21 protein-coding genes are annotated in these 20,900 nt (G+C 52.8%); 12 read left to right on the top strand and 9 right to left on the bottom strand.

The window, feature by feature from the left end; translation table 11 throughout:
- Nucleotides 1–331: 331 nt before the first annotated feature.
- On the bottom strand, nt 332–1,189 hold the full coding sequence (locus tag BLQ82_RS21660) for an SDR family oxidoreductase (protein ID WP_062525796.1): 858 nt from the start codon (nt 1,187–1,189) through the stop codon (nt 332–334).
- Between the two features lie 267 nt (nt 1,190–1,456).
- On the opposite strand from BLQ82_RS21660, the gene nudC reads away from it, so the two are divergent.
- The gene (gene nudC / locus BLQ82_RS21655; protein ID WP_062525798.1) at nt 1,457–2,299 is read left to right on the top strand and encodes an NAD(+) diphosphatase; all 843 of its coding nucleotides are present in this window, start codon (nt 1,457–1,459) and stop codon (nt 2,297–2,299) included.
- Nucleotides 2,300–2,356: 57 nt separating this feature from the next.
- Here nudC and BLQ82_RS21650 read toward each other — a convergent pair whose 3' ends face one another.
- On the bottom strand, nt 2,357–2,941 hold the full coding sequence (locus BLQ82_RS21650) for an NAD(P)H-dependent oxidoreductase (protein WP_062525801.1): 585 nt from the start codon (nt 2,939–2,941) through the stop codon (nt 2,357–2,359).
- A 119-nt stretch (nt 2,942–3,060) separates the two neighbouring features.
- Here BLQ82_RS21650 and BLQ82_RS21645 point away from each other — a divergent pair, with 119 nt between their 5' ends.
- A complete protein-coding gene (locus tag BLQ82_RS21645; protein ID WP_062526150.1) occupies nt 3,061–3,486 on the top strand; it encodes a MarR family winged helix-turn-helix transcriptional regulator in 426 nt (141 codons plus the stop codon).
- Nucleotides 3,487–3,510: 24 nt separating this feature from the next.
- On the opposite strand, the gene BLQ82_RS32400 is transcribed toward BLQ82_RS21645, so the two are convergent.
- Nucleotides 3,511–3,732 carry a hypothetical protein gene (locus BLQ82_RS32400; protein WP_062525803.1) on the bottom strand — a complete coding sequence of 74 codons (222 nt, stop codon included), beginning with the start codon at nt 3,730–3,732 and terminating at the stop codon, nt 3,511–3,513.
- Here BLQ82_RS32400 and BLQ82_RS21640 point away from each other — a divergent pair.
- Complete coding sequence (locus BLQ82_RS21640) at nt 3,646–3,945, top strand: GNAT family N-acetyltransferase (RefSeq protein WP_082722765.1); 300 nt, start codon at nt 3,646–3,648, stop codon at nt 3,943–3,945. The two genes, BLQ82_RS32400 and BLQ82_RS21640, sit on opposite strands and share 87 nt — an antisense overlap.
- A gap of 7 nt (nt 3,946–3,952) precedes the next feature.
- On the opposite strand, the gene BLQ82_RS21635 is transcribed toward BLQ82_RS21640, so the two are convergent.
- Both BLQ82_RS21635 and BLQ82_RS21630 read right to left on the bottom strand, forming a co-directional pair.
- Nucleotides 3,953–5,167 (bottom strand): chromate transporter, encoded by a 1,215-nt coding sequence (locus BLQ82_RS21635; RefSeq protein ID WP_062525805.1) that lies wholly within the window; start codon nt 5,165–5,167, stop codon nt 3,953–3,955.
- A 512-nt stretch (nt 5,168–5,679) separates the two neighbouring features.
- On the bottom strand, nt 5,680–6,462 hold the full coding sequence (locus BLQ82_RS21630; protein WP_062525806.1) for a TioE family transcriptional regulator: 783 nt from the start codon (nt 6,460–6,462) through the stop codon (nt 5,680–5,682).
- 226 nt (nt 6,463–6,688) lie between these two features.
- On the opposite strand from BLQ82_RS21630, the gene BLQ82_RS21625 reads away from it, so the two are divergent.
- From BLQ82_RS21625 to BLQ82_RS21610, 4 genes are all read left to right on the top strand, one after another.
- Complete coding sequence (locus BLQ82_RS21625) at nt 6,689–7,546, top strand: alpha/beta fold hydrolase (RefSeq protein WP_062525808.1); 858 nt, start codon at nt 6,689–6,691, stop codon at nt 7,544–7,546.
- Nucleotides 7,547–7,778: 232 nt separating this feature from the next.
- A complete protein-coding gene (locus BLQ82_RS21620; protein WP_244280920.1) occupies nt 7,779–9,413 on the top strand; it encodes a histidine kinase N-terminal 7TM domain-containing diguanylate cyclase in 1,635 nt (544 codons plus the stop codon).
- An 81-nt stretch (nt 9,414–9,494) separates the two neighbouring features.
- Nucleotides 9,495–10,385, top strand: coding sequence for a diacylglycerol/lipid kinase family protein (locus BLQ82_RS21615; protein WP_062525809.1), 891 nt, complete (start codon nt 9,495–9,497; stop codon nt 10,383–10,385).
- Nucleotides 10,386–10,570: 185 nt separating this feature from the next.
- Complete coding sequence (locus tag BLQ82_RS21610; protein WP_244280918.1) at nt 10,571–11,374, top strand: AAC(3) family N-acetyltransferase; 804 nt, start codon at nt 10,571–10,573, stop codon at nt 11,372–11,374.
- A gap of 16 nt (nt 11,375–11,390) precedes the next feature.
- Here BLQ82_RS21610 and BLQ82_RS21605 read toward each other — a convergent pair whose 3' ends face one another.
- Nucleotides 11,391–11,933: a hypothetical protein gene (locus tag BLQ82_RS21605; protein ID WP_062525810.1), complete on the bottom strand. Its 543-nt coding sequence runs from the start codon at nt 11,931–11,933 to the stop codon at nt 11,391–11,393.
- A gap of 114 nt (nt 11,934–12,047) precedes the next feature.
- Between BLQ82_RS21605 and BLQ82_RS21600 the strand changes: the two genes are divergently transcribed.
- Nucleotides 12,048–12,962 carry a phosphatidate cytidylyltransferase gene (locus BLQ82_RS21600; RefSeq protein WP_062525811.1) on the top strand — a complete coding sequence of 305 codons (915 nt, stop codon included), beginning with the start codon at nt 12,048–12,050 and terminating at the stop codon, nt 12,960–12,962.
- A 338-nt stretch (nt 12,963–13,300) separates the two neighbouring features.
- On the opposite strand, the gene BLQ82_RS21595 is transcribed toward BLQ82_RS21600, so the two are convergent.
- The 3 genes from BLQ82_RS21595 to BLQ82_RS21585 are packed head-to-tail and all read right to left on the bottom strand — an operon-like array spanning nt 13,301 to nt 16,864.
- Complete coding sequence (locus BLQ82_RS21595) at nt 13,301–15,424, bottom strand: carbohydrate-binding domain-containing protein (RefSeq protein ID WP_062525812.1); 2,124 nt, start codon at nt 15,422–15,424, stop codon at nt 13,301–13,303.
- A gap of 20 nt (nt 15,425–15,444) precedes the next feature.
- The gene (locus BLQ82_RS21590) at nt 15,445–16,128 is read right to left on the bottom strand and encodes a DUF4956 domain-containing protein (RefSeq protein ID WP_062525813.1); all 684 of its coding nucleotides are present in this window, start codon (nt 16,126–16,128) and stop codon (nt 15,445–15,447) included.
- Nucleotides 16,121–16,864 carry a polyphosphate polymerase domain-containing protein gene (locus BLQ82_RS21585; protein WP_062525814.1) on the bottom strand — a complete coding sequence of 248 codons (744 nt, stop codon included), beginning with the start codon at nt 16,862–16,864 and terminating at the stop codon, nt 16,121–16,123. Before BLQ82_RS21585 ends, BLQ82_RS21590 begins: the two co-directional genes overlap by 8 nt.
- 300 nt (nt 16,865–17,164) lie before the next feature.
- Between BLQ82_RS21585 and BLQ82_RS21580 the strand changes: the two genes are divergently transcribed.
- From BLQ82_RS21580 to BLQ82_RS21565, 4 genes are all read left to right on the top strand, one after another.
- A complete protein-coding gene (locus BLQ82_RS21580; protein ID WP_062525816.1) occupies nt 17,165–17,842 on the top strand; it encodes a response regulator transcription factor in 678 nt (225 codons plus the stop codon).
- On the top strand, nt 17,842–19,107 hold the full coding sequence (locus BLQ82_RS21575; RefSeq protein ID WP_062525817.1) for a sensor histidine kinase: 1,266 nt from the start codon (nt 17,842–17,844) through the stop codon (nt 19,105–19,107). Before BLQ82_RS21580 ends, BLQ82_RS21575 begins: the two co-directional genes overlap by 1 nt.
- A gap of 71 nt (nt 19,108–19,178) precedes the next feature.
- Nucleotides 19,179–19,850 (top strand): response regulator transcription factor, encoded by a 672-nt coding sequence (locus BLQ82_RS21570; RefSeq protein ID WP_062525818.1) that lies wholly within the window; start codon nt 19,179–19,181, stop codon nt 19,848–19,850.
- On the top strand, nt 19,847–20,830 hold the full coding sequence (locus tag BLQ82_RS21565) for a sensor histidine kinase (protein ID WP_062525819.1): 984 nt from the start codon (nt 19,847–19,849) through the stop codon (nt 20,828–20,830). The genes BLQ82_RS21570 and BLQ82_RS21565 overlap by 4 nt, the downstream gene beginning before the upstream one ends.
- Nucleotides 20,831–20,900 lie beyond the last annotated feature (70 nt).

Here is a 20,900-nt window from a genome sequence, read left to right as displayed (position 1 = left end):
GGGGCAAACCCGCCGGCGGCGCTTCAACAACGGCATTTTTGCCGTTGTTTCGGGGCAAACCCGCCGGCGGCGCTCCTATACTCGTCAGAAGGCATCATAACTTCCTAAATAACAAAAGAGGCTTTCCTCCGGTCCATCGACCGTAGCGGGAAGCCTCTTCTTCATAAAAAAGTGGAACCGGCTTTGCTCTCCTTCAAAGGACGGTATCCGTTTTAGCCGGAAATATAAGGATAACTCAGGGTGTGAAATCTATAAATCCTTATATCTGGACAAGCCAGGTATGCTACCCGGCCCGCCTTCCGGCGGGGTAAGGCCGGACTCTGCTTAGGCCTTAATTCCCAAGCAAATCCCTTACACCTTCACTAAGCGGTGTAAGCGGGCGCTGCAGCAGCTTCGCGAAATCGCTGCTGGCGATGTCGAGTGCGCCTTCGCGGATCGCTTGTTGAATAGCGACTACAATCGGGAGTGCCGCTTCAGGAACGCCTGCTTTTGCCATAATATCGGCATATGCGGCATCATCTACCTGCTGGACTGGAACTTCCTTGCCCAGCACCCCGCCGACAACTGCTGCCAGCTCGGCTTGTGTTGCCGGTGTGCCTGACAATTCGTATACGGTATTCTCATGGCCTTCGCCTGCCAATACGGCTGCTGCCGCTTCTGCATAATCACGGCGAGTTGCCCAGCCCACCTTGCCGTCGCCAGCCGAGGTCAGCCATGGTGCTCCAGCTTGAACCGCCTGAATGGAGCCAATCTCATTCTCCAGATACCAGTTATTGCGCAGGAAGGAGTACGGAATCCCGGATTCACGGATGAACTCTTCAGTAGCACGGTGAACCGGTGCCAGGAACAGCGGGCTGCTGTCGGCATGTCCGACACTGGTATAGACGATGAAGCCGACTCCCGCACGCACTGCGGCATCGACGGCAGCCTTGTGCTGGCGGATCCGTGTGTCGTTGTCCCCGTCAGCCGATACGATCAGCAGCCGGTCCACACCGGCAAAGGCTGTATCAAGTGTCTCCGGCTGGTCGAAATCACCGTGACGGACATCAACTCCGCGTGCACGAAGATTGTCCGCTTTCTCCGGGTTTCTAACGCTGACGACCAGGTTTTCTGGTGCTACTGACTTCAATAAAGTTTCGGCCACGATGGAACCGAGGTGTCCGGTGGCTCCTGTTAATGCGATCTTCATTTCTTTTCCTCCTAAGTAAATATCATTTATAGTCGTTCCTGCTGGAGGCCGGGAGCGGCTGCAGCAGATTTTCTTCCTGTAACCAATATAGTTACAAGTAGCTGAAATGTCAAATAAAAAAACGGCTCATATAAGAGCGCGTTTCTATTTTTCATTTCACTGTTTGCCCTGTGAACTGAACCTGTCATGATATTTGTTAGGATTGCCGGTTTTTGTTATTCTTAATTAAAAAAAAGAAATGATCTGTAATCAGAAAGGTTCTGCGCTATGTCCAAACCAAGAGCAAGCATTTACAAGCGATATATCCCTGCAGTCACTCCCCCGCCGGAGTTCAGCGGCTCCGCCTATTGGCTGATCTTTCATTCCGGCAAGCTGCTGGTTACCGAAACCGCCGGGACCGCTGGCGTTCCATTCGTGCCTGCGCTGGAGCAGCTATCCATGGTTCCCTTAAGAACCCTGTATCTGGGGACGTTTGAGGGACTCCCCTGCTTCGCCGCACAGGTCCAGGCAGAAACGCCTGAGCCAGCAGGGATGGCCTTCCGCCCGCTGCGCTCCTTGTACGAATCTCTGGATGAGGATTTGTTCCATCTCGCAGGCAAAGGCATCCAGATGCTCGCCTGGGATGAAACCCACCAGTTCTGCGGCAGATGCGGGACCGCCACCGAGCTGGCGCAGACCGAGCACTCACGCAGTTGTCCGGCCTGCGGACTGGTCAGCTATCCCCGGATTGCCCCGGCGGTCATCACCGCGATTCTTAAGGACAACCGGATTCTGCTCGCACACTCCCCGCATTTTGTGAGCAATATGTACGGGCTGATTGCCGGATTCGTGGAGCCGGGCGAAACGCTTGAGGACTGTGTGCAGCGTGAGACTATGGAGGAAGTCGGCATCAAGGTGAAGAATATCCGCTATTTCGCCAGCCAGCAGTGGCCTTTTCCCCACTCTCTGATGGTAGGCTTTCTGGCCGAATATGAGAGCGGAGAAATTACCGTTGACGGTGAAGAGCTGGATCATGCCGACTGGTTCGAGCTGGACCGCCTGCCTGTCATTCCGTCCCCTGTCAGCATTGCCCGCAAACTGATCGACTGGGTGGTCGAACACCATTCCTGAGACAGGCAGCAACGGATACCCCCTAACAGGAGGTATCCGTTGCTGCTCGATCCTTTACTAACTGGCTGTCTTAAAATATTGGTAGATCCGCTCCAGCTTCTGGGCGTGCTTGCCCCGCTTGCTCTCCATGCTGCCGAACTCAAAGAACTTAACATTGCGGATGCCCACAAAGTTGAACAGCGCCTTGCGCATTAACACCTTGTGCGCATTATGCAGCATCAGCAGCGGATAGTGGGTTGGACCCTGCATGGTGGAAATGCACACTACCGACTTCCCTTTCAGCAGCCCTTCCGGCAGCAGTCCACCCTTATCCCGGTATGCGAACCCCGAGGCAAACATCTGGTCAATATACCCCATGAGCATAGCCGGCGGCCGCCCCCACCAGATGGGGTAGACCAGTACAATCTTATCCGCCCACTGCAGCTGTTCCCTGTATTTAGCCAATGCGGGATCAATGTGCATATCCCTTCTGCGCTTATGCTCATTAAATACCAGCACCGGATCAAATCCCTCCTCATACAAATCAAGCACCTGAATCTCCGCCACCTTCGCATTTTCCCGGCTCCCCCGAAGCACCTCCTGCAAAAAGGCATAGCTTAGACTCTGATGATTCGGATGGGTATAGATAACCAATGTATTCATGCCGCCACTCCTTTACTTATCATTTGATAACGAAAGAGTATCACGGTTTTATTTTAGTTGTCAAATGATAATTGTTATTTGATAAGGTTTTTGTTAAGGTTTCTTTTGAGGTGAACTATATGGACAAAGAATTATTTCAGAAATTTGTAGCTTTTACGACTGCTGTCCATCAAATTACAAGTGATATCAGCAAAGATATCAAAGCCGAAGCACTGACCCCCCTTCAATATAAAATTCTCGAATATATCGCCGTCAGCCAGCCCGTCACCCTCAGCGAGATCAGCGATTGCATGCATATGTCGATGCCGAATACCAGCCGTGAGCTGAAGAAGCTCAGCGAGAAGCAGCTATGCGACAAAATCACCGATCCCGCCGACCGCCGCAAGCAGGGGATTACCCTTTCCCCCGCCGGAGAGGCCATGATGAACGAAGCGTTCCAGCATATCGCTATCCGGTTCACTGAACGGATCGGGGATTTAACAGAAGAGCAGCGCAAAGAGATCGAGCGGGCGCTCGATCTGCTGCAGGAAAAGGTATTTTACTGAGGTAAACCTACATCGAATTAACAATCATTTTACCGGAATACTGTTCGTCAGACTCTCAATCGGAGCTTCCTTGCGTTTGATAAAGAAGGCCAGGATCAGCGCGATAACGGCACTCCCGGCGGTTACCATTGAAGCTACATTCATCCCGTGTATTAAGCTGTGGACATCACTCGTTTGTCCCAGCCCGCCACCGCTATAGGTCATTATGGTGACAAGCATTGCTGGATCGGTCTTTTTATTCTTCATCACAGCTACGCCGGGCAGGGGATTGGTTCAATCGCTTTGAATGCTCTGGAGCGGAGATTGCGGCAGGAGAATGCAGCGCAGGTCCGGCTGGCTGTTCAGCTGGAGAACCTGGCCGGCGCAGCCTTTTGGCAGAAGAACGGTTATGCGGTCATCAAAAGCACCAAAGACCAGCGCGGCAACAAGGTGGAGGTGTACGAAAAACCGCTCTTGTGAAAATGGTCTAGATGAGCTGCATCAGCACTCCTCCCGCAGCACCGGCCAGCACAATCACCCAGGGCGGGAGCTTCCAGAACATGAGCATCACAAACAAGATTGCGGCCAGCGCGAAATCTAGCGGCTTCAGGATGGCGGAGGTCCACAGCGGATCATATAGAGCTGCCAGCAGGATTCCCACCACAGCCGCATTGATGCCCGCGAGCGCCCCTTGAACGTTCGGACTGCTTCTAAGCCCATTCCAGAAAGGAAGCGCACCGATGACCAGCAGAAATGCAGGCAGGAAGATGCCCAGCGTCGCAATGATGCCGCCTTTGAACCCCGCCGCCATTACCCCAAGGTAGCTGGCAAAGGTAAACAGCGGCCCCGGAACGGCTTGTGCCGCTCCGTAGCCGGCCAGGAAGTCCTCCCGGCTGACCCAACCGGCAGGCACAACCTCACGTTCCAGAAGCGGAAGCACAACATGTCCTCCACCGAATACCAAGGAACCGGAGCGGTAAAAACTGTCGAAAAGCGCAAATCCCCCAGTACCTGCAGAAGGTCTAAGAAGAGGAAGAGCTATAAGCAGAAGGAAGAACAACGCCAGACAGCAGACGGCAACGGTCCGGCTGATCCGGATGGGCAGGTCCGGCCCCCGGTCCGGTTGACCCCGATACAGGAACAAGCCGATTACACCGGCAGCTGTGAGGATTATAATTTGAGCGTAGGCAGCATGCCAGGACAGCGCAACAACTGCCGCGGTGACCGCAATGGTGACTCTTCCCCTGTCCGGCGTTAGCTTTTGTCCCATTCCCAGCACCGCTTGCGCCACAATCGCCACAGCTACGATCTTCAGCCCATGAATCCAGCCTGCGTCAGCGATATCAATACCCTGCAGTACTAAAGCAAATACGGCCAGAGCGATCACTGAAGGCATAGTGAATCCCAGCCAGGCTATGACTCCCCCAAGCAGGCCGGCCCTGACCACACCGATGCCAATCCCCACCTGGCTGCTCGCTGGCCCGGGGAGAAACTGGCAGAGCGCCACCAGATCGGCATAGCTGCGTTCATCCATCCATTTCCGGCGGCGGATATACTCATTATGGAAGTACCCCAGATGGGCAACCGGCCCGCCGAAGGAGGTAAGCCCGAGCTTCAGAGAGACACCCAGTACCTCCAGCAGAGCAGCCCCTCTACTCTTTGTCCCGCCAGCTTCCACCGGCTTCTGACTTCCCGTATCCATACATAGATTCCTCCCTCTCCCGGTACTCTCCGCCCTATTCAAAGCGCGTCTCCCTATTGTAACACTGAATTGTTAACGCTCTATTGGCTGAAGGTCAAATCCGTCCATCCGGGAAAGCAGCTGTACATCAAGAGGCGAATTAGGATATCTAGGACTGCCACTCTTCGTTACAAATTCGTCCAAAGGTGTCTAGCGTTGCCTGGAGAACCCTTTATGAATCCTTCGGCAATTCCAAGTGGAAAAAGGGAAACTAATTTGCTCGTGCACCATATTCCGCGCAGGTTAAGTGGAAAAAGGGTAACTAATTCAGCTCATTTCACTCCTGGCGAAGGAATATGGCCCCATTAATTTTCCTTTTTCCACTTGAACCTCCCATTTGTTGATTTCCGGGAGAAATAAGTTCCTTTTTTCCCACTAGCACTGCTCACTTGCTTCTTCGCGGCGCTAGTTGGAAAACGGCTATCGAATCCGACTAAATTCTACCCTCTTGGGTGAATTCACTGAATTTTCGTCTACTTACCCCCAGCCTTATACATAACTTTCTCTTTCCCTGGATACGTTGACATAGATGGAGCGGCTGTATCCTCCGGCCTCATAAGGCCGGCCTGAGCGCAAAGCTCCACCATTTGGTGCACGCCGCTGTACTGCTGGCGGTTGCGCTGATGAAGGCGGCCCAGCGCCTGCTCGGTAACCTCTTTGGCTTTCTCCAGGCTGTGCTGCTCCACAGCTTCCACAAGCTCCTTCATTCTCTCCAGAAAATATACTGTTCGTCTCAAGGTACGGATCAGCAGAATCTGCCGTAAATGCACCGCAGTGTACATTCTGTAGCCATTCTCAGGGTTTCTTAGCGGAGTCAGCAGCCCCTCCTTTTCCCAGTGGCGAATGGCCGAGGGCTGAACTCCCGCGATCGCTGCAGCTTCTCCGATCGGCATCCTGTGGCTGACGGGTCTGCCTTTGATGAGGCTAATCTCCGGGTCCTGCAACAATGCCAGCGTCTGATCGGCGGCAGCCTTTTCCTCCTGTAATCTGGCCTGCTCTGCGCCTGTAAGCCACAAGGCCTGATCCATGTTCCCCTGTTGGATGTTGCGCAGCACTTCATAGGTTATCTTGTAGCCAAAGCCCGGAATCATGGCGCGAAGACAGCGAAAGTAGGCCAGATGCAGCTTCGTATACATACGGTAGCCATTCGCTGCCCGTTCCGGCGCGGGAACCACACCCCAGGATTCATAATGCCGCAAGGCGCTGGTACTGATGCTAAGCAATGATGCAATCTCAACCGGCTTGTAATATTGCATTGGATCACCTCCTTTATCTACATCCAGCACGTGATACTAACCTACCAAAGACCCGCTCCGTCTGCAAACCTTCATATAAAACCTTTAAGTGCTTTAATAATCCTGGAACTGAATTTCTTAAGTATACTCAGGACTTTATCGGCAAAACCTTCTCACTTGCATCAATGTTATATATTGGTGAATATAAAGGATTTCCGCACATAACACTTAATTAGGAGGGCTACAAATGCTTAGAGTACAAATGCATGATGCAAGCTGGATCGAGGTGGAGATTCAAGGGGAAGGACCCAGCCTGCTGCTCCCGGTGAACCCCCGTCCAATAGATGGACAACAGGCAGCCGAGATGATGAAGTGGGGCGTTGATCCGGCGCTCGGGCGCTCCCTGATTGACCGGCTTAGCGGCAGCTGCCGTGTCATTGCCTTCGACTATGAAGGCCACGTTCAAAGCTGCGCCAAGCCCGATACTCTGACGCCGGATAACCTATCCAGCGACTTTATGGCCATCGCCGATGCGGCTTCCGCGCAGCAATTCGCCTATTACGGCTATTCCTGGCTGGCCCTGTCCGGCATGCAGCTGGCCCTGCGGACAGACCGGCTGTCGGCCCTTATCATGGGCGGCTTCCCTCCGGTCGGCGGTCCGTATAAGGAAATGCTGAGGGTCACGCTGGCGGCCTATCATCTCTCTGTAGCGGCACAAAAGAACCCCAATCCCTCCCCCGCCGCTTGGGACGGAAACGCTGATGAATTCGACTGGTCACAGGTTGAAGTCACGATGAGCGAAGCTCAGACCAAACAGTTCGTCACCTTGTACCAGGCTCTTCAGGCATTCGATGACCGGACGGCCCAGGAACGGATCACCTGTCCCCGCCTCTGCTTCGCCGGAAGCGCCGATCTCATTGAGTATGGCGAACGCTGGGGAGCTGTGTCGGTCGATATCGCCGGCCCCCTTGTCCGGGAGCAGGCAGTCCTTGAGACGCTCGGCTGGGATGTGGCGGTGCTTGAGGGGCTGGATCATACCCAGGCGATGCAGCCGGCCCATGTCCTGCCCCTTCTGAAGCCCTGGCTGGATGCGAATCTGCACTAAGCCCGGCAAGGCAGTCCGGCTTTCTCCTATGCCGCTTGCACTCATTGTCTGAATAAGCTGTTCCCGGTCAAACGGGGCAGCTTATTTTACTTTCACCCCCTCCGGTCCCTCCTGCCGGGCCTTCCATAGTGGTTGTATTCTTGGCAAGCTGATTATATAGTTAGAAGCAAGATGCAAGACTTTAGGCCCAAAAACCATGCATAATTGACTAATAATAGCAGGAAGGTGTAACTTGTTGGGTTTTGTGGTATGGATTGATCTGATTTTATTTTTCGTTCTGTTTGCACTTTTCGTCTATATTTTCGTTTCGGTTAACATCACGAATCTGCACAAAGTCTATTTGGCCTTCCACTTCACAATGATGATCTGGCCCTTTTGCCAATTTGCTATCAAAACTACCGGTAATCCCACATATCAATTATTTTATGTTAAGGCTGCATTCGTAGATTCAGCGCTTCTCAGTACAGGCTGGGTCTTTTTCACCATTCTCTTGACCGGACAAACCCGGTTTCTGCGGCGAAAAATTCTGCTGCTGCTGTCCACTCCAGCTATTTTTTCCGCAGCCTGTATTATATTCAGCCACCACCGCTGGTTTGTGCAGCCGGTAAATGGGGGGTATATTCAAAGAACCTATGGCCCTCTTTTTTGGCTTTTCATTGCCGTAATCATCATTCAGGTGGTTACCTCACTGTACGTCATCTCTACAGCCCTGGTCCGGGATCTGGTTCCCCGCGTTCGAAAGCAAGTGATGCTTGTGCTGAAAGGGATTCTTGCGGTAACCGTGTTTATCCTGCTGGATATTGTGCTGAACGTGGTCCTGGACCCGTATCTGCCGGTAATACCGGGGATGACTTCGCTGGGCATTTTACTGTCTGCTGTCTTTTTTGTGATTTCCATTAACCGCGACAACGTGTTTGATATAACGACTATAGCCCATCAGGATGTGATGGATACGATCGGGCATGGCATTCTCGTACTTGATGAATATGACAACGTAGTCGAGATTAACCGTTTTCTGGGTCCACATATGCATCTGAACCGGGGTGAGCAGTTCAATATCAGGATGATTTTTCCGGAAAGCTCACCTGCCATTGAAGCGTTTATACTGGGATATTACGAACGGCCGCTGGAGAGAATCGAAATTGAAATCCTCCATACGGTTATACAGCGTTATATTAAAATTCAGGCAACGGCTATTATGGTCAGCGGATTACAGGTGGGGCGGATCGTCACGTTCCAGGATATTACGGAGCTGCAGAGGCTGATCCATGAGACCCATCAACAGAATAGGGCCCTTCAGGAACGTAACCATTCATTGATTATGGTGCAAAAAGAGCTGTCCGAGACGAATCGGCAGCTGCAGCAAATGGCCATCACCGACAGCTTGACCGGCTGCTATAACCGCCACTATCTGACGCAGCAGCTTGAAGACGAAGTGATCCTGAATAGGGAAAAGCACATTCCTTTCGCGCTTATTTTGCTGGATATCGATTTCTTTAAAAACGTGAATGACACATACGGCCATTTGGCCGGGGATGAAGTAATCTGCCAGACGGTGGAGGTGCTTAAGCAGGAATTGCGCCAAACTGACGTTCTAGCGCGGTATGGGGGAGAAGAGTTCATTATCTATCTGCCGGATACCCGTGAAGCCGAGGCACTGCATGTAGCCGAGCAACTCAAGGCAAGGGTGGAAATGAATCAGGTCACGATTGCCAATGCTGCCGGTCCTGTATCGGTTACAATTAGCATGGGGCTCCTGACCATCAATGATTTCTCGCTGAACAGCAACCTTTTTGAAGATGTGGACCAAGCCCTCTATCAGGCCAAAAATAAAGGGCGCAACCGGATTGTACATATTGCACGCTGACGGGGCGCTCGCTATCGTTCAACGGCTTCCTTTGGGGTAATGGTAAGTACAACATATCTGCAAACAGGGAGGAAGCTGTATATGACGCAGGCCACAATCATTGTTAACCCCTCTTCCGGCAAGGAGGAAGCGCTGGACTATCTCAGCAGTGTGGAAGAGCTGCTGCAGAGTCAAGGCTATGAGGTTACGGTCAAGGAGACGCAACAGGAAGGCGATGCCACCGGTTACAGCATCGCCGCATGCGAAGCGGGGGCTGACATGATCGTGTCCATCGGCGGGGACGGCACACTACATGAAACGATCAACGGCCTCTCCGGCCAGGCACATCAGCCGAAGCTGGGGATTATTCCGCTCGGCACGGTGAATGATTTCGCCCGCGCGCTGCAGATCCCGCTGATTCCCGAAGAAGCCATCCGGACGCTGGCTTCCTCCCGGGTACAGCTGGTGGACGCAGGCAGGCTGAACAGCCGCCTGTTCATCAACGTGGTCGCCGCAGGTAAGCTGGCTGAATCGCTCACCTCCGTATCTTCGGATGACAAATCCAGATTCGGTGCGCTGGCATACTTCAAAGAGGGCATCAAAGAGCTTGCAGGCAATGCATCCCATCCCCTTACGATACAGCATGACGGGAAGACCTGGGTGGGGGAGACCCCGCTTTTCCTCGCCGCACTGACCAATTCGGTAGGCGGTTTCGAGAAACTGGCCCCCGAGGCCGCCGTCGACGACGGCTTGATTCATTGCTACATCATTAAGAATCTTCATTTCTTCAACACGCTTACAGTCAGCCTTTCTGTGCTGCTGGGCAATCTGAAGAATCACAAGGATGTGGACTATTTCACCGCGAGAGAAGTCACCGTAAGCTCACCGGATACCGTGCGGACCAATGTGGACGGCGAAGAAGGGCCGGCTCTGCCGATCAAGCTGAGTGTCCTCCCCCGCCATATCCGGGTAGTGGTACCGGATTCATTATGATATCAATCTGTATCCGCTTTCAGGATGATGCATAAAATTGGCTTGTCAGCTATTGCTGTAAATGAATGCGGCTGGTATAGTATGGATAAATTAATTCAAGGGCACTGTATCCCTGGCTACGCCGGAGACAACCCCGCTGCTTGCAGCGGGGTTGTCTTATTCTGATGAAAAGGTGGAGGTCCACATTGACCAGAAGCAATGAAACCAGAATGATCTTTACGAAAGAGGATTTGATCAATCAATTTACTAACTGCGGGCTAACCAAAGGACAGCACATCTTCGTGCACACCTCCTTAAGCAAGTTTGGTTTTATTATCGGAGGAGCCGAAACATTCATCCGTTCTCTGCTTGAGATTGTGGGTGAAGAAGGAACCTTGATGATGCCGTCCCAGACCTGGAAGAATCTCGATCCCTCTACTGGCGTCCACTGGGAAGAGCCCGCCGAATGGTGGCCAATGATCCGGCAGCATTGGCCTGCCTATGATAAAGAAATTACTCCGGCAATAGGGATGGGCGTGGTGGCGGAAATGTTCCGCAAGTGGCCGGGGGCCGCAAGGTCAGACCATCCGGCACGCTCCGTCGCCGCCGTGGGCAAGCATGCGGAATATCTGACGCAAGACCATGACCTCAGCAATATTTTTGGGATTGGCTCACCGCTGGATAAGCTATATCAATTAAATGGTTATGTTCTCTTGGCAGGCGTAGGCTATGACAAAAACACATCCCTGCATCTGGCAGAAGCCCGGGCCGACTTTCCCGCCAAGAAGCGGGTCTATGACAGCAGTGCGATCATGGTGAAGGGCAGACGCGAGTGGGTGACTTACGAAACCCAGGCGGTGAACGACGAGGATTTTGTCCGATTGGGAGAAGAATATGATAAAGAAATGAACCTCAAGGTTCATAAGGCCGGAAAGGCCGAAATCCGGTTTATGGAACAACGTCCTTTGGTGGATTGGGCCACTGCATGGATGGAGAAAAACCGGTCATAGAACGGTTGACGGGCAATTATTGCCCAGGCACATATTCTCTCAGCTTCCCTTGATAGATCAGCTCCAGCCGGTCGCTCTGCCGGAAATCATCCGGGGTGACGAGCGCGGGCAGCTTATTCCACAGCTTGATGCCGGAACGGTCCAGAATTTCCGCAACAAACTGCGAGCAGAAATAGGAGTTGCTGAATTCAACAGGCTCCTTGAGGGCGATGCCGATGACGCCCAGCATGTTGTAGAGGTACTTTTGGCGGCTGCGGATAAAAACGTGCAGGACCCGCCGCATTTTCTCCACCTCGCGACCAGAGACACGCAGCTCATAGATTACACAGGTGGTGTCCGGATACTTGCTGAAGGTGCCTGTCCGCAGATCTTCATGCACAAATCCCCCGTTCAGGGGATTGCTCGGATTCTTCCGGCCGAAGCTGTACAGCTCCTTAAGCTCCCGGTCAAACCCGATTGAGGCGTGATTGTATGGTGCTTTGGTATAACCTTGAATGAGTTTTGTAAATAGCGTTCCCGTATTCGTAAGCAAAATAAAGACCGAATGATCTGCTTCCATGTACAGATATCCCCTTATCGCAGTGTAAAAATTTAACATGAAGCTTGTGCTTTTTTCTATTCTAACATATGATCCCTTTGTTGGAATCCTATCCTGCAGCAAGTTGGTGATGGCTTGAACAGCTCGTTGGTTAAATTAATACTTATATTTGCAGCATTATCCGCAGTCCATTTGATCTACATGCTGGTGAGCAGACTGCAGAAAGACAAGGACTACACAGGGATCGGCTTCCGCATCAAAACCTGGTGGGGCATGGTCTTTATTTTCTGCCTGGCCACTTTGTTCAACCCGGTCGTGTCCCTGCTGTCTCTGATGGTGCTTGCCTTCTTCGCACTGAAAGAATATTTCTCAATGATCCGTACGCGAAAAGCGGACCGGAGGCTGTTCCTGTGGGCCTACCTGTCCATTCCGCTGCAGTTCTACTGGATCTATATCGAATGGTACGGCATGTTCATCGTCTTCATTCCGGTGTACGTCTTCCTGCTCCTGCCGCTGCCCCGGCTGATCAACAAAGGCACCCTGGGCTTCCTGCGGAGTGTAAGCGCCACCCAGTGGGGGCTGATGCTTATGGTTTTCGGCCTCAGCCACTTGGCCTACTTCCAGTTTGCCACACCGGAGTATGGGGCGGGCCTTGTGCTGTTTCTGGTGGTGCTCACACAACTGAATGACGCCGTACACTACCTCGCCTCGATCTATTTCGGCAAGCGCAAGGTCGTGCCGACCGCCAACCCGAATCTGACCTGGGAAGGCTTCGCCTGCGCATTTGCGGTCACTACCGGGGTCTCATATCTGATCTACCCTTACCTGACGCCGCTGACCCCGATATTCGGGTTGTTCTCCGGCGTGCTGATCAGTCTGGCCGGATTCTTCGGCAGCTTAACGGTGTCCGTACTGAAGCGCGATCTGCTTATCGGGGATGACGACAAGTTCGCGGCCCTGCAGAAAAGCTACCTCAGCCGCGTCGACAGCCTGGCCTACACCTCGCCGGTGTTTTTCCATGTGATCCGGTACTTTTTTGATTTTATGTAAGACAGAACGGCCCTTCTCCCTAATTTGGAGAAGGGCCGTTCTGATGGAAAAAGTACACTTAATCCGCGTCCTCCCGCTCCCAAACAGGCTCTAGTGGGAAAAAGTATACCTATTCTGGCCGAAATGCCTCATAACTGATGAATTCGCTGAAAATAAGTGTACAAAATCCCACTAAACGCCCCTGCGGAACAAATTCCAACGAATTAGTGCTACTAATTCCACTTCGCTCTCCTCCTTAAGAACTTAGGATCACCCTCGTTGTTCTCTCTGGGAGAATATTTATAGTTTCCAAGCGCAAGCGGCCCCTCTCCATCCACCGGAGAGGGGCCGTTTGTTATTTAATTTGCAGTTTCACCTGCAGCATCTGGCGGTGTTCCGCCTGCTCCGCCTTGAGGCGGGGTCCCCCCGGCGCCGCGCTCGGGTCTGGTGCCACCGTCCCCGCCGCCGAACCCGCCAGGGCCACGCCCAGTGTTGGCTGTGGTGACGCCTGATTCGTTAAGCCAGGTAACGCTGCCGGAGATGTCGAACGCTACGACCTGCGTGCCGCCGGTATAGTCGCCGTCTGTGTACAGCCCGTCTACTGCGGTGCCTGTAGAAGTCCCGCCTGTGGACAGGGTGTAGGAACGGCCCTGCTTCAAATCCGGAGAGCTGACAACGACGGACGAGAAGTTCTTCGAAGGTGCGAAGGTCAGGATGTTGTTGCCGTCACCATCTTCCAGATGAACCAGCGTTCCAGCCTGCTGGGCCTCAGTGAAGCTCATGCCGACTGAGTATTGGCTGGAATCCTCACCCGGAGCCTGGGCCATGCCCGAGCTGCCCGCAGCCACCAGTAAGCCGCCTGTCATGTCGAAGGTGCCGTCATAATCCAGCGGGCCGTTGCCGTCATTGGTAGGGCCGTTGACGATCGCAGTGCCGCCTGTCATGGAGATTGATCCGTTGGAATCCAGTCCGTCACCCGTAGAGTCAACCGTTACCGAACCGCCGCTGATCGTGAGCAGGCCGCTGCCGGAGCTGGTGAATTGATCCTGCTGTGCAGTTCCCTGCGCTGCGTTACTGTCATTGCCTCCGGCAACGTTCACACCGTCATCGGAAGCGACCACGTGGATGTCACCGCCTGAGATAGTGATATTGCCGCCTTCAATGCCTTCATAGCTCTTCGTGATATCGATGGTGCCGCCGGACAAGGAGGTCAGGCTGTCCGCATGGATGCCGTCATCTCCCGCTGTAATCTTGAATTCACCGTCCGTCACAGAGACATTGCTGTTGCTGTGCAGCGCATCATCTGCGGCGTTAATCGTGAAGCTACCGCCGTTTACGGTAAGATCGCCCCCCGCCTTCAGCCCTTTGGCGCTGGTGGATTCCGTTTCGGCTGTTGCTGCAGTTGCCTCCGCTGTAGCTACTGCTGTGGTCACGGCTGTTGTAGTCACGGCTGCTGTATTGGTCGCAGCAGCAGCCGTGTCTACCACCGGAGCCGCATCGGTTGTGGCTGCCGAGGTGCCATCCGCTGCTCCTTGATCACCGAAGCCGCCGCCACGGTTGCCGCCCATGCCCATCCCGCCAGGCCCTTGCTCCCCCGTCTTCGCCTCAGCGTTCTCATAGCCGCCGTTCGTCACGAGGCTGAAGGTTCCGCCATCGATGACCTCCGCCGTTTCAGCTTGAATGCCATCGTTACCTGCCGTGATGTCGAATGTTCCGGCTGCAATAGCCACGAAGCCTTTGGCCGCATCCTCATCATTGGTGGATTTGATGCCGTCCCCTTCGGCTTTGATGGTAAGATTGCCGTCCTGTACGGCCACCAGATCCTTGCCGACAATGCCGTCATCTGCTGCCGTAATATCAATGGTGCCGCCGGCAATTTTCAGATCATCCTTGCTGGAGATGCCGTCCTTATAGCTCCCGGTAACCGTCAGCTTGCCGGTTCCATTAATGGTCAGATCGGCTTTGCTGAAGATTGCCGCGCTTGGCTCTTCAGTACCGGCATCCGCGAACACATAGGTTCCTCCATCAGCAACGCTGTTCTCCGTACCTTCCTGCAGAGTGATTACAACCTTGCCCGCTTCCTTTATATAGACCGGCGCGCTGTCGCTGTCCTTCAGGGTCACGCCATTCAGCACCAGCCGAACGGTTCCTTCGGCCTGCTCATCGACGATAATCTGACCGTCGCTCAGCGTACCGGAGAGGATATAGGTTCCCGCTTCAGTAATCGTAACCGATCCACCCTTGGCAGTAGCGCCAGCGCCCTTGATCTCCGCGTTTGTTCCTGCAAGGGCAATATCCGTTGACGCATCTGCCGTCCAGGCTGTGGTGGTATCATCTGCATCGTACTCCACCAGATCCGTTGTCTTAACGTTTGCCAGTTCTGCTGCATTGGTATTCGCCCCTGTATTCGTGCTGCACGCTGTCATGAGCGCTGCACTCAGCAGCACCATCCCTATCTTGCTCCCTGTAAGGAAATTTTTCATATGTCATCGTTCCCTTCAATTTAGTAGTCTGTGGTGGCTGGACACATCGTCAGTGACAGATCCAGATTGCCGTTCCGGGTGCGGACCGCATCCAGGAGCTCCTTCTGGCTCGTATGCTCATCGATCGTAACCTCGTAGACCAGCTCGTATAAGCTGCCCAGCTCGGTGGTTCTAATCTTTTTCAGCTCATAGCGGACATTGAACGTATTGAACACTTCAGCAAAAGCTTCCTCATACCCCAGATTCTCGGGAATGGTTACCTTCAGCGTCTTCTGCTGTGACTTTCTGGCCCCGAAGCCGGTGCGGTTCAGAATGAACATCAGCACGCAGAGAATGAGGGTGAACAGTGCAGCGTAGCCGAAGGAACCGACCCCGCAGGCCAGTCCAGAAGCCATGGTGAACAGAACAAACGTGATATCCTTCGGGTCGCCGGGCGCGCTGCGGAAGCGGATAATCGAGAAGGCCCCGGCAAGGCTGAAGGCACGGGCTACGTTGCTGCCAATCAGCAGAATGATGATCGCCACAATCACCGGCAGCAGGACCATCGTCAGTGTGAAGCTTTGCGAATATCCCCCCGGATTGGTTTTCATATAGGTGAAGCTGATCAATCCGCCGAGTACAATCGATATGAAAATAGTCAAAATGGCTTCCGTAAAGGTTAAATCGGCACTCGTTAGAGCGGCGGAAAATATAGAGTCAAGCATACAGGGCACTCTCCCTTTCGATTTTGCTGGCCTTCAGCATCTTTTTATATTCATTGCCGTATTTGGAGAAGCTGGTGCGGTACATCCTGTGCTCGGAGAGCATTTTCGCCAGCCAGACGGGAATCGTCTTCTCGGCCTTCACTTCCATCAGCCATTGGCCCTGGGGCATCAGGTACTCTCCATGCGTGCCATGCTCCAGCTTCAGATCGTAGCGGCGGCTGCGGATGTTCGTGTCGAAGGTGATGCGCAGATCCCGGTTGTTTTTGCAGAAAAGCGCTTTGCGTTCATAGGAGAGGTACACCTTGGGCATCAGGTCATAACGGGATAAAAAGTACTTGATCTCTTCAATCACCTGCTTGTTCATGTACTCCCGGTACTCCGGCTCCACGCCGGTAGCGACAAAATCGTAAGCCTCCTGCAGCTTGAGCGAAGTTCTTCTTTTGTTAACGAGGCCGAACACCTTTTTCTTAATTTCCAGATACACCTTGGTGTCCTGGTCCGGAACACCGTAGGCCCGCAGCCGGAGCTTTTCCTTGTATTTCGGCTTCGCCAGGCTGCTGCGGATCAGGGAATCATGGGCAGTATCATAATAGAGATTCGTAATGGAGTAGAATTCATGCTGCTTGTTGTAATCGTCCGGCTCCATATATTCCAGCAGGTCATTGTAGAGTTTCAGGTAAGCGGCATGATCCAGCAGATATTTGTTCTCATACCGGTTGAATACCTCAATCGCCATAAAGGTCAGATCCTTTCATAGTGGAGTATTTCTAAGTACTTATAAGTGCTGTATGTGTGTGCCATGTGCGTTTCGCTTGCTTATGAATGTATCTTAGTCCCGGAACCTTTAATGAATCTTAAACGGGTTTACACTCCCGTGATCTTTTTACGCCCGCTTAACAAAAGGCTGGGGCCCGCCAGAATCCCTTCATATATAGCGTTCTCAACAAATGGATTCCGGTTAAGGTTGGTTAAAGGTAATCTTGCTATAATGACTTAAAGAATAAGCAAACTTCCGATGCAGAGGATGGGCAGACCCATGAGAATATTAATAGTGGAAGACGAAGTGCATCTGGCGGAAGCCCTGACCCAAATATTGAAAAAGCAGAACTATTCGGTGGACGCAGTCCACGACGGCAGATCGGGGCTGGACTATGCACAGAGCGGGATCTATGATCTGCTGCTGCTGGATATCATGATGCCGGAAATGGATGGGATTACTGTACTGAAGAAGCTCCGCAGCGGGGGCATATCCACTCCCGTGATTATGCTGACCGCCAGGGGAGAGATTACGGATATGGTGACGGGGCTGGATTACGGAGCCGATGATTATATCGCCAAACCCTTCTCGTCAGAGGAACTCATGGCCAGAATACGGGCGGCGCTGCGGCGCAAAGGCGAGGTCATCCCGGATGACACCCTGAAGCTGGGGGATATCGAGCTAAATACGGCGAACCTGCGGCTCTCCGTGAAGGGCAAAGAGATGAAGCTAAATCTGAAGGAAAATGAGCTGTTGGAGCTGCTGATTCTAAGGAGGCAGGCAGTAACCTCGAAGGAGCAGATTATCGAGAAGCTGTGGGGCTTTGACTCGGAGGCGGAGCATAACAATGTGGAGGTGTATATCTCTTTTTTGCGCAAAAAGCTAACGTTTCTGAATTCGGAGGTACGCATTAACACAATTCGGAATGTCGGCTATGTATTAGAGGTGACCCGCTGATGTTCAAAAAACTCAGGAACCGGTTTCTGGTCGTCAATCTGACCACTATCTCCGTGATCATGCTGATTGCCTTTGCCTCGATCTATGTGATCATGTACTGGAATGTGCAGAACGACATTAATATGGATCTCCACCGGATTGCAGACAATCAGCAGAAGAGTCCGGGGGAGGCAGGGCATCCAGGCTCCGCTGATGGCATACCGCCTAAAGACAACAGGCCTATGGACGGCGGCACCCCGCCGCCGGAGCGTTCCATTTCATTTACAGTGATAACCGACGCGAGTGGGACTCTTAAAGACAAGAATTCCAAATTTACGATGGACGATGAGTTCTATACGGCTGCACTGGAGGAGGCCCTCAGCATCGGCAAGGACATCGGCCGGTTCACCCTGGATGACAGCCGATGGATTTTTACAGTCAAAAATACGGGCGGGGGGAAGGTCATCGTCTTCCTGGACATCACAGCCCAGCAAAAAATCCTCACCAACCTGATCTACACCTTCACCGCCGTCGGCCTGCTGATGCTGATTATCCTCTACTTCACCAGCCGGTTCTTTGCTAACCGCTCGATTGCACCGGTCCGGGAGGCTTTTGATAAGCAGAAGCAGTTCATCGCCGATGCCTCTCATGAGCTGAAGACGCCGCTGACGATCATCAATACCAACGCGGATGTGCTGCTGTCCAATAGCGGCGACACGATCGGCAATCAGGCGAAGTGGCTGCAATATATTAAGTCGGAGACGGAGCGGATGACCCGGCTGACCAATGATCTGCTGTATCTGACGGAGATGGATGATTCCCGGACGGGCATGATCCACAGCAAGTTCAATCTGAGCGACGCAGTGGAGAATATCATTCTGACGATGGAAGCCGTGATCTTTGAAAAGCATATTTCCTTCGACTATGACATCGAACCGGAGCTGGCCGTGCAGGGCAACAGCGAGCAGATTAAGCAGGTGGTGATGATCCTTCTGGACAACGCCGTGAAATATACGAACCCCAAGGGCGCTGTAGCCATCACGCTCAAAAAACAAAATAACGATGTGCTCCTGTCCGTCTCCAACACCGGGGAAGGCATTGCCGCCGAGCACCTGACCCGCATCTTCGACCGCTTCTACCGCACGGATACTTCCAGGGCGCGCAAGCAGGGCGGCTACGGCCTGGGTCTTGCCATTGCCAAGTCGATTGTGGATCAGCATAAAGGGAAAATCTACGCCAAAAGTGTTGTCGGGGAGTCGACTACGTTCTATGTGCAGCTGCCCTGAAAGGCCAACACAAGGAGTGTAGACAAATGATATAATACCAGCATCACATGCTCAGAGCTGGAGGAATCCCATTGTTTCGAATCATGCTAGTGGAAGACGATGAGAAGATTAGAAGAATTGTAGCCGACACGCTGTCTAAGTGGAAATACGAGGTCACACAGGTGTCTTCTTTTGAGCAAGTTATGGACGAGTTCACCGCCAGTCAGCCTCATCTGGTGCTGCTCGATGTAAATCTGCCGGTGTACGACGGGTTTTACTGGTGCCAGCAAATCCGTGCTGTCTCCAAAGTGCCGATTATTTTCCTGTCTTCACGCAATCAGAATATGGATGTCATCATGGCGATTAATATGGGGGCGGATGACTTCGTGCAGAAACCCTTCGACCTTGGCGTGCTGGTGGCGAAGGTGAGTGCGCTATTGCGGCGCAATTACACCTACCAGGATGAGAGTCTGCAGATGGCTCACCGCCAGCTTACGTTCCATCTGTCCAATTCCTCCGTCGAGTATGGGGGGCAGACCGCAGAGCTGTCGCGGAATGAATTTATTATCCTGCAAACGATGATGAGAAATATCGGGAAGATCGTATCCCGGGACAGCTTGATGCAGGTGCTGTGGAGCGATGAGCAGTTCATTGACGACAATACGTTAACCGTTAATGTGAACCGCCTGCGCCGTAAAATCGCCTTGCTGGGGCTGGAGGATTTCATCGTCACCCGCAAGGGAATGGGGTATATCATCGAATGAGCTTCTGGCGATTCCTGAAATATGAGAAACCGTATATCGGCCTGTATGCCGCCGGATTTCTGCTGACGGTTGCCGTATTTGCCGCAGATCCGCAGATTCCATGGCACTGGCAAACCTTCTTTTATGCGCTGGCACTGGTTCTGTTAGGTCTGGCAGGTTTTTTGCTCCATCGTTATATGAAAAATGTGCAGGCTCTCCGCCATTTATCGGATGAAGATGCGGAGCCGCTGTCCCTGGAGGCCGAGGGTTGCCGGGAGGCTATGGAGCAGCTGCAGCTCCAGCACATCCGCGCCTTGAACGAAGTGCAACTGCAGCAGAAGGAGCATTATGATTTCATCGTTTCCTGGTTTCATGAGGTCAAGACACCCATCGCCGTCCTCCGGCTGATGCAGCAGACGGAAATCGATCACAACAGTCTGGAAGAGGAACTGTCACGCATTGAACACTACATTGACCAGGCCTTATATTATTCCAGGCTCGACACCTTCAATCAGGACTACGAGATCGTAAACTGCAATTTGGAGCTGCTGGTCAAAGAGGCTGTCAAAGCCCACTCCAAGACGTTCATCTCCAAAAAAATCAAGATCAGGCTCGATGTACAATCCACAACGGTGCAAAGCGACTCCAAATGGCTGTCCTTCATTATCAACCAGTTGGTTACGAACAGCCTGAAATATACCCGGGAGCAAGGAGAGATATCCTTCACGACACAGGTCACGCCACATGAGAAACTGCTTATTGTGCGTGACAATGGCACCGGAATTGACCGCAAGGATCTCCCGCGGGTGTTCAACCGCGGATTCACCGGAACCAACGGGCGTACCTATGCACAATCGACAGGCATGGGCTTGTATTTGGCCCAGGAGCTGTCCAAGAAGCTGGGGCACTACATTTCCTGCGAATCCGAGGCAGGCAGCTTCAGCGAATTCACCCTCCACTTTCCGAAAAACCATGATCCTTATTTGAAAATGCTGCGGTAAGGGTGAACTTAAATTCGCCCTTCCCGCTGCCCAGCAAGCGGTAGTTGGAAAAAGGATAACTAATTTGCTT

Source organism: Paenibacillus jilunlii (assembly GCF_900102965.1).
GTDB classification, from domain to species: domain Bacteria; phylum Bacillota; class Bacilli; order Paenibacillales; family Paenibacillaceae; genus Paenibacillus_AQ; species Paenibacillus_AQ jilunlii.
The sequence above is the reverse complement of the archived record's forward strand: the minus strand, read 5'-3'. Positions and strand labels throughout refer to the sequence as shown.